The following is a 10,722-nucleotide window of genomic DNA, read 5'->3' as shown; positions in this document are numbered from 1 at the left end:
GGAGAATACGGAATGTCTTCCTTGCTACGCGTCACCCTGATCACCCTGGCCCTGCTGGTCACCGCCGGCTGCACCAGCAAGCCGATCCTCAACACCCAGCACGACCTGCCGGCCAACGCCCAGGTCAGCGAAGAAAAAATGAAAACGGTGATCGTCAACGCCCTGCAAAAGCGCGAGTGGACGGTTCAACGCCTGAGCCCGCAACTGGTGCAGGCCGAGATCAACGTGCGTAACCAGTACTACGCGGCCATCGACATCCGCTACACCCGCAACAGCTACGCGATCACCTACCGCGACAGCCGCGAACTGGGCTACAAGGACGGCAAGATCCATCGCAACTACAACCGCTGGGTGAACAATCTGGACAGCGACATCATGGCGGGGTTGCGCAGTAATGGCGTGAATGAGGCGGGGACGGCGGCGCAGTTGTTTGAGCAGACCGGTACTTCGAAATAAAACTGAAGTTCGCTGCGCTCCAGAAACGACAAAGGGCGCCTTTCGGCGCCCTCTTCACAAACAGGTTGGCTTGTCATCGCCGCTTCCTGCCCGGCTCTGCGATGGCTGGTTGCCCAGGATCCTCAGAGTCTCACAAGCCCCTTTCGGGAACTTGTGCAGTATGCCTGAAAACAGTTTCCCAGCAACCCGTGGCAAAGTGCCGTTCATCCCTCAGCGCAACCCCAGCGCACTGCGCACCGCCGCTTTTATCGCTAGAAACTGATCAGAGGTGAGTTCAGCGATTTTGTAAGTTCGTTTGCCATGACGGTCTTTGCTTTTGATTCGGTCGAGTCTGCTCAGGCTGACGGTCGCCACAATGTCACATTTTGCCCAGCAGATAGGGCTCGCTCCTTGAAGATGACTATCGAGTTGCAAATGGTGATCCAGAATCGTCTGCGGGGCAGTGGTACTCAAGGGTACAACCGTCACCAGCAACTTATTGGTTCGGTGCTTGCGTATCACAATGACCGGGCGGATCTTGATGATTTCCGGTACTTCGTAACCTCGGAAATCACAAATCAACACGCTGCCCTCCTTAGGCTGATAGAAAAGTGCCATCCATATCACTCGCTTGAGAAAAAGCAATTCTGCGTAACTTTCCGGCGAATAACTAAGCCGGTTGCGTTACCTGATATGTGACGGTGCCTACACCACCGCCTTGCGCGTCAACAACTCCACAAACGCCGCAGCCATCGGTGTCTGCGCGCCTTTTCGCTGCACCAGCCACACCGCCGTCACCGCCTCCTGATCCAGCAGCGTGCGATACACCACCCCGTCGATCCGTATGCGCTGGTAAGACGCGGGCAACACCGACACGCCCAACCCCGCCGCCACCAGACCGATGATGGTCATCGCCTCCCCCGCTTCCTGGGCAAAATGCGGGCTGAACCCGGCGTCACGGCACAGGCTTAGCAACTGCGCGTAGAGACCACTGCCGTAGCTGCGCGGGAAAAAAACGAACGGTTCTTCCGCCAGCTGCGCCAGGTGCAGGCCACGCTCACTGCCTGCTACCAACGGGTGGCCAGCGTTCATTACGGCCACCAGCGGCTCACGCATCAGTTCGACCACACTCAGCGAATCCGGCAACGGCAGGGGGCGCATCAGCCCAACCTGGATCGACTCATCCACCAGCGAATCAGCCACTTCGGTGCTGCTCATCTCTTGCAGATTGAGATGCACTGCCGGGAACGCCTGGCGAAACGCAAAGATCGCTTGGGGAATGCTGGAGTTAAACGGTGCCGATGACGTGAAGCCGATCTTCAATTCACCCAGCTCACCCAACTGCGCCCGGCGCGCCACATCTGCCGCCTTGTCGACCTGCGCCAGCACCAACCGCGCCTCATGCAGGAACAACCGCCCCGCCTCGCTTAGCTCAACCCGACGATTGGTACGCTCAAACAAGCGTGCGCCCACCTCCTGCTCCAGCGCCTGTATCTGCTGGCTCAGAGGCGGCTGCGAGATGCCCAGCACCTGGGCAGCCCGGCCAAAGTGCAGTTCTTCGGCGACGGCAATGAAGTACCGCAAGTGACGCAATTCCATGCAAGCCTCATTAGGTCGTAAAAGCTATCAAACAGGTCGAACAATATATTGGAAAGAATCATTAGCCAGCTATATTCTTTTTTGCATGGCCGGTCCTGGCACGCCCTTCCTCCCCGAGGTCCCCGTGAATTCTGCTGTCGCTCCACTCGCTCAAGAAGTCCCGCCCACTGCCCTCGATGAGGTGGTGGCCCAGCTCAATGACGCGTACATCGAAAAAGGCACACCGATGTTCATGCGCACCGTGCTGGCGCTGTTCTCCGGTGGTTTTGCGACCTTTGCCCTGCTGTATTGCGTGCAGCCGATGATGCCGGCGCTGTCCCACGAGTTTTCCATCAATGCAGCGCAAAGCAGCCTGATCCTGTCCGTGTCCACCGCGATGCTCGCGCTGGGCCTGCTGATTACCGGGCCGATTTCCGACACCCTTGGACGTAAACCGGTGATGGTCGCCGCGTTGTTCTGCGCAGCGCTCGCGACGATTGCCAGTGGCTTGATGCCGTCCTGGGAAGGGATTTTATTCATGCGCGCGCTGGTGGGTTTGTCATTGAGCGGCCTGGCCGCCGTGGCCATGACCTACCTGAGCGAAGAGATCCACCCGCAGCACATCGGCCTGGCGATGGGTTTGTACATCGGCGGCAATGCGATTGGCGGGATGAGCGGGCGCCTGATCATCGGCGTGTTGATCGACTTCGTCAGTTGGCACACGGCAATGTTGATCATCGGCGCCCTGGCGTTGATCGCCGCGACGGTGTTCTGGAAAATCCTCCCGGAATCGCGCAACTTCCGCGCCAGCAGCCTCAAGCCGCGCAACCTGGTGAACGGCTTTGTCATGCACTTTAAAGACGCAGGCTTGCCTTGGTTGTTCCTCGAAGCCTTCCTGCTGATGGGCGCGTTCGTGACGATGTTCAACTACATCGGCTATCGCCTGCTGGCCGATCCCTACGACCTGAGCCAGGCCGTGGTGGGCCTGCTGTCGCTGGTGTACCTCTCGGGTATCTACAGCTCGGCGAAAATCGGCTCCCTCGCCGACCGCCTCGGTCGCCGCCGTGTGCTGTGGGCCACCATCGTGCTGATGCTCGCCGGTATGGCCCTGACCCTGTTCACGCCCTTGTGGCTGGTGGTGCCGGGCATGCTGATCTTCACTTTCGGCTTCTTCGGCGCACACTCGGTGGCCAGCAGCTGGATCGGCCGCCGCGCGGTGAAGGCGAAGGGGCAGGCGTCGTCGCTGTACCTGTTCTGCTACTACGTGGGGTCGAGTATTGCCGGGACGGCGGGCGGGTTTTTCTGGCACTTTGCCGGGTGGAATGGGATTGGAGCGTTCATCATCGCGCTGCTGATCGGCGCGTTGCTGGTGGCGTTGAAGTTGGCGAAGTTGCCGCCGTTGGGGAATGTGCGGGCCTGACGCGATCTTGCTTTTAATGTGGGAGGGGGCTTGCCCCCGATTGCAGTGTGTCAGCCAATGAATCTGGTGACTGACACACCGCTATCGGGAGCAAGCCCCCTCCCACATTGGTTTTGCGTTTACTCGTGATACTGCGCTGAGAGTTCGTGCACCGCGCGCAGGAACGCACCTGCATGCTCCGGGTTCACTTCCGGAGTGATGCCATGGCCCAGGTTGAACACATGCCCGGTGCCCTTGCCGTAGCTGGCGAGGATGCGGCCGACTTCGGTGCGGATCGCTTCCGGCTTGGCGTACAACACAGTCGGGTCCATGTTGCCTTGCAGCGCCACGCGGCCGCCAACGCGACGGCGAGCTTCACCAATGTCGCAGGTCCAGTCCAGGCCCAGTGCATCGGCACCGGCGTCGGCGATGCTTTCCAGCCACAGGCCGCCGCCCTTGGTGAATAGGATCACCGGAACCTTACGGCCTTCGTGTTCACGGATCAGACCGCTGACGATCTTGCGCATGTAGGCCAGGGAGAATTCCTGGTACGCCGCCGCCGAGAGATTGCCACCCCAGGTATCGAAGATCTGCACCGCCTGGGCGCCGGCCATGATCTGGCCGTTGAGGTAGCTGGTGACTGACTGCGCCAGCTTGTCCAGCAGCAGGTGCATGGCTTGGGGGTTGTCGTAGAGCATGGCCTTGGTCTTGCGGAAGTCTTTCGACGAGCCGCCTTCGACCATGTAGGTGGCCAGGGTCCACGGGCTGCCGGAGAAGCCGATCAGCGGCACGCGGCCGTTAAGCTCGCGGCGGATGGTGCTGACGGCGTCCATCACGTAACCGAGGTCTTTGTGTGGATCGGGGATCGGCAGGGCTTCGATGTCGGCCAGGGTGCTGACGACCTTTTTGAAACGCGGGCCTTCGCCGGTTTCGAAGTACAGGCCTTGGCCCATGGCGTCAGGGATGGTGAGGATGTCGGAGAAGAGGATCGCCGCGTCCAGTTGTGGGTAGCGGTCCAGCGGCTGCATCGTGACTTCGCAGGCGAACTCCGGGTTCATGCACAGGCTCATGAAGTCGCCGGCGTTGGCGCGACTGGCGCGGTATTCCGGCAAGTAGCGACCGGCCTGGCGCATCATCCACACAGGGGTGACGTCCACGGGTTGCTTGAGCAGGGCACGAAGGAAACGGTCGTTCTTGAGGGCAGTCATGTCGGCATCCGCAAAAAAAGTGCGGGCATTTTCTCAGAGCCGGACGCAAAAGGCACGGAATGAGCCGTGCCTTTTGTCTATCGGGTCAATTTGTCGCGGTAGCTTGAACCCACCGCAAAACAAATGTGGGAGGGGGCTTGCCCCCTCCCACAGTTTGATCCCATTCCAATCCGGGATCAGGATCAGACCTGCAGGTAATCCAGGATCCCTTCAGCCGCATTGCGGCCTTCGAAGATCGCCGTCACCACCAGGTCAGAGCCGCGCACCATGTCGCCACCGGCGAAGATTTTCGGGTTGCTGGTCTGGTGCTTGTACTTCCCTTGCTCCGGGGCAACCACGCGGCCCTGGCTGTCGGTCTGAATCTCGAACTGCTCGAACCATGGCGCCGGGCTTGGGCGGAAGCCGAAAGCGATGACCACGGCGTCGGCCGGGATGATCTCTTCGGAGCCCGGGATCGGCTCGGGGCTGCGACGGCCACGGGCGTCCGGTTCGCCAAGACGGGTCTCGACCACCTTCACGCCTTCGACGCGGTCTTCACCGACGATAGCGATCGGCTGGCGGTTGTAGAGGAATTTCACGCCTTCTTCCTTGGCGTTCTTCACCTCTTTGCGCGAGCCCGGCATGTTGGCTTCGTCACGGCGATACGCACAGGTTACCGACTTCGCACCCTGGCGGATCGACGTACGGTTACAGTCCATCGCGGTGTCACCACCGCCGAGTACCACGACCTTCTTGCCTTTCATATCGACGAAGTCTTCCGGCGATTTTTCAAAGCCCAGGTTGCGGTTGACGTTGGCGATCAGGAAGTCGAGCGCGTCATACACACCCGGCAGGTCCTCACCGGCAAAGCCGCCCTTCATGTAGGTGTAGGTGCCCATGCCCATGAACACGGCATCGTATTCTTCAAGCAACTGCTCCATGGTGATGTCTTTGCCGATTTCGGTATTGAGGCGGAACTCGATACCCATGCCGGTGAACACTTCACGACGGTTGCTCAGTACGGTTTTTTCCAGCTTGAACTCGGGGATGCCGAAGGTCAGCAGGCCGCCGATTTCCGGGTTCTTGTCGAACACCACCGGGGTCACGCCGCCACGCACCAGTACGTCGGCACAGCCCAGGCCCGCCGGGCCCGCGCCGATGATCGCGACGCGCTTGCCGGTCGGCTTGACCTTGGACATGTCCGGACGCCAGCCCATGGCAAACGCGGTGTCGGTGATGTACTTCTCCACCGAACCGATGGTCACCGCGCCGAAGCCGTCGTTGAGGGTGCAGGCCCCCTCGCACAGACGGTCCTGCGGGCACACCCGGCCGCAGACTTCCGGCAGGGTGTTGGTCTGGTGCGACAGCTCGGCGGCGGCGAGGATGTTGCCCTCGGCCACCAATTTCAGCCAGTTGGGAATGAAGTTGTGCACCGGGCACTTCCATTCGCAATACGGGTTACCGCACCCCAGGCAGCGGTGGGCCTGGTCGGCCGAGTGCTGCGGTTTGAAGGGTTCGTAGATCTCCACGAACTCTTTCTTGCGTTGACGCAACAGTTTCTTCTTCGGATCTTTGCGCCCGACATCGATGAACTGGAAGTCGTTATTCAGACGTTCAGCCATGTTAAAACCTCATCAAACTCTTCAGGCGCATATCACTGCGGGTTGGCACGGATGCTGGAAAGCAACGACTTCAGGTTGGCAGCCTTGGGCTTGACCAGCCAGAAACGACGCAGGTAATCATCGAGGTTCTCGGCGAGGTTACGACCCCATTCGCTGCCGGTCTCCTCGACGTACTCGTCCAGCACGTGCTGCAAGTGGTTCCGGTAGGATTCCATGGCTTCGCCGCTGATCCGCTGGATCTCGACCAACTCGTGGTTGACCTTGTCGACGAAGGTGTTGTCCTGGTCGAGCACGTAGGCGAAACCGCCGGTCATGCCCGAACCGAAGTTGTAACCGGTCTTGCCCAATACCGCGACAAAGCCCCCGGTCATGTACTCACAGCAGTGATCGCCCGTGCCTTCCACCACGGTGTGGGCACCGGAGTTACGCACGGCGAAACGCTCACCGGCGGTACCGGCGGCGAACAGCTTGCCACCCGTGGCGCCGTACAAGCAGGTGTTGCCGATGATGGCACTGTCCTGGGTCTTGTAGACGCTGCCTTTAGGCGGAACGATCACCAGCTTGCCGCCGGTCATGCCCTTGCCCACGTAGTCGTTGGCGTCGCCTTCCAGGTACATGTGCAGGCCGCCGGCGTTCCACACGCCGAAGCTCTGCCCAGCGGTGCCCTTGAAGCGGAAGGTGATCGGCGCTTTCGCCATGCCCTGGTTACCGTGCTTGCGCGCGATTTCGCCGGAGATGCGTGCACCGATGGAGCGGTCGCAGTTGCAGATATCCAAGGCGAATTCGCCGCCGCTGGCGTCATTGATCGAGGAGCCGGCCATGTCGACCATTTTCTCGGCCAACAGGCCTTTGTCGAACGGTGGGTTGCGGTCAACCTGGCAGAATTGCGGCTTGTCGGCCGGGATGTGATCGCTGCCCAACAGCGGCGTCAGGTCCAGGTGATGCTGCTTGGCGGTCTGGCCTTCGAGGATGTCCAGCAGGTCGGTACGCCCGATCAGCTCTTCGAGGGATCGCACGCCCAGCTTGGCCAGCCACTCACGGGTTTCTTCGGCCACGTAGGTGAAGAAATTCACCACCATGTCGACGGTGCCGATGTAGTGATCCTTGCGCAGCTTCTCGTTCTGAGTGGCGACGCCGGTGGCGCAGTTGTTCAGGTGGCAGATGCGCAGGTATTTGCAGCCCAGGGCGATCATCGGTGCAGTGCCGAAGCCAAAGCTTTCGGCGCCGAGGATCGCGGCCTTGATCACGTCGAGGCCGGTTTTCAGGCCGCCGTCGGTCTGTACCCGAACCTTGCCGCGCAGGTCGTTACCGCGCAGGGTCTGGTGGGTTTCCGCCAGGCCCAATTCCCACGGTGCACCGGCGTACTTGATCGAGGTCAGCGGCGAAGCGCCGGTGCCGCCGTCGTAGCCGGAGATGGTGATCAGGTCGGCATAGGCCTTGGCCACACCGGCGGCGATGGTGCCCACGCCGGCTTCTGCTACCAGTTTCACCGAGACCAGGGCCTGCGGGTTGACTTGTTTCAGGTCGAAAATCAGCTGCGACAAATCTTCAATCGAATAGATGTCGTGGTGCGGTGGCGGCGAAATCAGCGTCACGCCCGGCACTGCATAACGCAGCTTGGCGATCAGACCGTTGACCTTGCCGCCTGGCAGCTGGCCGCCTTCACCGGGCTTGGCGCCCTGGGCGACCTTGATCTGCAGCACTTCGGCGTTGACCAGGTATTCCGGGGTTACACCGAACCGGCCAGTCGCGACCTGCTTGATTTTCGAGCTCTTGATGGTGCCGTAGCGCGCCGGGTCTTCGCCGCCTTCGCCGGAGTTGGAACGCGCACCCAGGCGGTTCATGGCTTCGGCCAGGGCTTCGTGAGCCTCTGGCGACAAGGCACCCAGGGAAATGCCGGCGGAGTCGAAGCGCTTGAGGATCGATTCCAGCGGCTCGATTTCGCTGATGGCCAGTGGCGTGTCCAGGGTTTTCACCTTGAACAGGTCGCGGATCATCGACACCGGGCGGTTATCCACCAGCGCGGTGTATTCCTTGAACTTGGCGTAGTCGCCCTGCTGCACGGCGGCTTGCAGGGTGCTGACCACGTCCGGGTTGTAGGCGTGGTATTCGCCACCGTGTACGAATTTGAGCAGGCCACCTTGCTGGATCGGCTTGCGCGCGCTCCAGGCTTCGGCTGCCAGGGCTTTCTGTTCGGCTTCGATGTCGACGAAACGCGCCCCCTTGATGCGGCTCGGTACGCCACGGAAGCTCAGGTCGCACACTTCTTCAGACAGGCCGATGGCTTCGAACAGCTGTGCGCCACGGTAAGAGGTGACGGTGGAGATGCCCATCTTCGACAGGATCTTCAGCAGGCCCTTGGTGATGCCCTTCCGGTAGTTCTTGAACACCTCATAGAGGTCGCCCAGCACTTCACCGGTACGGATCAGGTCGCCCAGCACTTCGTAGGCCAGGAACGGGTACACCGCCGAGGCGCCGAAGCCGATCAACACCGCAAAGTGATGCGGGTCGCGGGCAGTGGCGGTTTCCACGAGGATGTTGGAGTCGCAGCGCAGGCCTTTTTCGGTCAGGCGGTGGTGCACTGCACCGGTGGCCAGCGAGGCGTGGATCGGCAGCTTGCCCGGCGCAATGTGACGGTCGGTCAGTACGATCTGGGTACGACCGGCGCGCACAGCTTCTTCGGCCTGGTCGGCGACGTTACGCACAGCGGCTTCAAGGCCGAGGCTCTCGTCGTAGTTCAGGTCGATGATCTGGCGGTCGAAGCCTGGGCGTTCCAGGGTCATCAGCGAGCGCCACTTGGCCGGCGAAATGACCGGCGAGCTGAGGATCACGCGAGAAGCGTGCTCAGGCGATTCCTGGAAGATGTTGCGCTCGGCACCGAGGCACACCTCCAGGGACATCACGATGGCTTCACGCAGCGGGTCGATCGGTGGGTTGGTCACCTGGGCGAACTGCTGGCGGAAATAGTCGTACGGCGTACGCACGCGCTGGGACAGCACGGCCATTGGCGTGTCGTCGCCCATGGAGCCAACGGCCTCGTAGCCTTGCTCACCGAGCGGGCGCAGCACCTGGTCGCGCTCTTCGAACGTGACCTGGTACATCTTCATGTACTGCTTGAGTTGGTCGACGTCATAGAAAGCCGAACCGTGGTCGTTGTCTTCCATGGTCGCCTGGATGCGCAGGGCGTTCTTGCGCAGCCATTGCTTGTAAGGGTGACGGGACTTCAAGCGGTTGTCGATTGCGTCGGTGTCGAGGATCTGCCCGGTTTCGGTGTCCACGGCGAGGATCTGGCCAGGACCTACGCGGCCTTTGGCGATGACGTCTTCGGGTTGGTAGTTCCACACGCCGATTTCCGACGCGAGGGTGATGAAGCCGTTGGTGGTGGTCACCCAACGCGCCGGGCGCAGACCGTTACGGTCGAGCAGGCACACCGCGTAGCGGCCGTCGGTCATGACCACGCCGGCCGGGCCGTCCCACGGTTCCATGTGCATCGAGTTGTACTCGTAGAACGCACGCAGATCCGGGTCCATGGTTTCGACGTTCTGCCACGCAGGCGGAATGATCATGCGCACGCCACGGAACAGGTCGATGCCGCCGGTGACCATCAGCTCGAGCATGTTGTCCATGCTGGAGGAGTCGGAGCCCACGCGGTTGACCAGCGGGCCGAGCTCTTCCAGGTCCATCAAGTCGTTGGCGAACTTGGTGCGACGGGCCACGGCCCAGTTGCGGTTGCCGGTGATGGTGTTGATCTCGCCGTTGTGGGCGAGGAAGCGGAATGGCTGGGCCAGCGGCCACTTCGGCAGGGTGTTGGTGGAGAAGCGCTGGTGGAACACGCAGATTGCGGTTTGCAGGCGCTCATCGCTCAGGTCTGGATAGAAGGCGGTCAAGTCCGCCGGCATCATCAGGCCTTTATAAATGATGGTCTTGTGGGAAAAGCTGCAGATGTAGTGTTCGGTGTCGGCGGCGTTGGACACCGACGAGCGACGACGGGAGGTGAACAGCTTGATCGCCATGTCCTGGTCGCTCAGGCCGTCGCCGGCGATGAACACTTGTTCGATCTGCGGCAGGCGCTCCAAGGCCAGGCGGCCGAGCACGCTGGTGTCGATCGGCACTTTGCGCCAGCCGACGAGTTGCAGGCCGGCAGCGAGGATCTCGCGGTTCATGTGCTCGCGAGCGGCTTCGGCTTTGACCGGGTCCTGGTTGAAGAACACCATGCCCACGGCGTACTGCTTGGGCAGGTCGGCCGCAAAGTGCTCTTTGGCGACAGCGCGCAGGAACAGGTCGGGCTTTTGAATCAGCAAGCCGCAACCGTCACCGGTCTTGCCGTCGGCGTTGATCCCACCGCGGTGGGTCATGCAGGTCAGGGCCTCGATGGCCGTTTGCAAAAGGGTATGACTGGGCTCGCCCTGCATATGGGCTATCAGGCCGAAACCGCAGTTATCCTTGAATTCATCGGGTTGGTACAGACCTGCTTTCATAGACACTTTCTCACCAGGCTGCC

At 61.2% G+C, this 10,722-nt stretch carries 7 protein-coding genes; 2 read left to right on the top strand and 5 right to left on the bottom strand.

All coding sequences use genetic code 11. The features are described 5' to 3' along the window. The first annotated feature begins 12 nt into the window (after window positions 1–12). Window positions 13–456 (top strand): hypothetical protein, encoded by a 444-nt coding sequence (locus ACI512_RS05435; RefSeq protein WP_046033867.1) that lies wholly within the window; start codon window positions 13–15, stop codon window positions 454–456. 210 nt (window positions 457–666) lie between these two features. Here ACI512_RS05435 and ACI512_RS05430 read toward each other — a convergent pair whose 3' ends face one another. Both ACI512_RS05430 and ACI512_RS05425 read right to left on the bottom strand, forming a co-directional pair. After that, the gene (locus ACI512_RS05430; RefSeq protein ID WP_064054052.1) at window positions 667–1,053 is read right to left on the bottom strand and encodes a type II toxin-antitoxin system PemK/MazF family toxin; all 387 of its coding nucleotides are present in this window, start codon (window positions 1,051–1,053) and stop codon (window positions 667–669) included. An 87-nt stretch (window positions 1,054–1,140) separates the two neighbouring features. Then, window positions 1,141–2,034 carry a LysR family transcriptional regulator gene (locus ACI512_RS05425; protein ID WP_064054053.1) on the bottom strand — a complete coding sequence of 298 codons (894 nt, stop codon included), beginning with the start codon at window positions 2,032–2,034 and terminating at the stop codon, window positions 1,141–1,143. 181 nt (window positions 2,035–2,215) lie between these two features. On the opposite strand from ACI512_RS05425, the gene ACI512_RS05420 reads away from it, so the two are divergent. Next, window positions 2,216–3,433, top strand: a complete 1,218-nt coding sequence (locus ACI512_RS05420; RefSeq protein ID WP_405121881.1) for an MFS transporter — start codon at window positions 2,216–2,218, stop codon at window positions 3,431–3,433. A gap of 119 nt (window positions 3,434–3,552) precedes the next feature. Here ACI512_RS05420 and hemE read toward each other — a convergent pair whose 3' ends face one another. From hemE to gltB, 3 genes are all read right to left on the bottom strand, one after another. Further along, on the bottom strand, window positions 3,553–4,620 hold the full coding sequence (gene hemE / locus ACI512_RS05415) for a uroporphyrinogen decarboxylase (protein WP_236382220.1): 1,068 nt from the start codon (window positions 4,618–4,620) through the stop codon (window positions 3,553–3,555). A gap of 182 nt (window positions 4,621–4,802) precedes the next feature. Further along, window positions 4,803–6,221, bottom strand: coding sequence for an FAD-dependent oxidoreductase (locus tag ACI512_RS05410; RefSeq protein ID WP_012721819.1), 1,419 nt, complete (start codon window positions 6,219–6,221; stop codon window positions 4,803–4,805). A 32-nt stretch (window positions 6,222–6,253) separates the two neighbouring features. Continuing rightward, window positions 6,254–10,699 carry a glutamate synthase large subunit gene (gltB, locus tag ACI512_RS05405; protein WP_064054055.1) on the bottom strand — a complete coding sequence of 1,482 codons (4,446 nt, stop codon included), beginning with the start codon at window positions 10,697–10,699 and terminating at the stop codon, window positions 6,254–6,256. Window positions 10,700–10,722: the final 23 nt, after the last annotated feature.

It is taken from the genome of Pseudomonas petroselini (assembly GCF_045037875.1).
Classification (GTDB): domain Bacteria; phylum Pseudomonadota; class Gammaproteobacteria; order Pseudomonadales; family Pseudomonadaceae; genus Aquipseudomonas; species Aquipseudomonas petroselini.
This window is presented reverse-complemented; position numbering and strand designations above follow the sequence as displayed.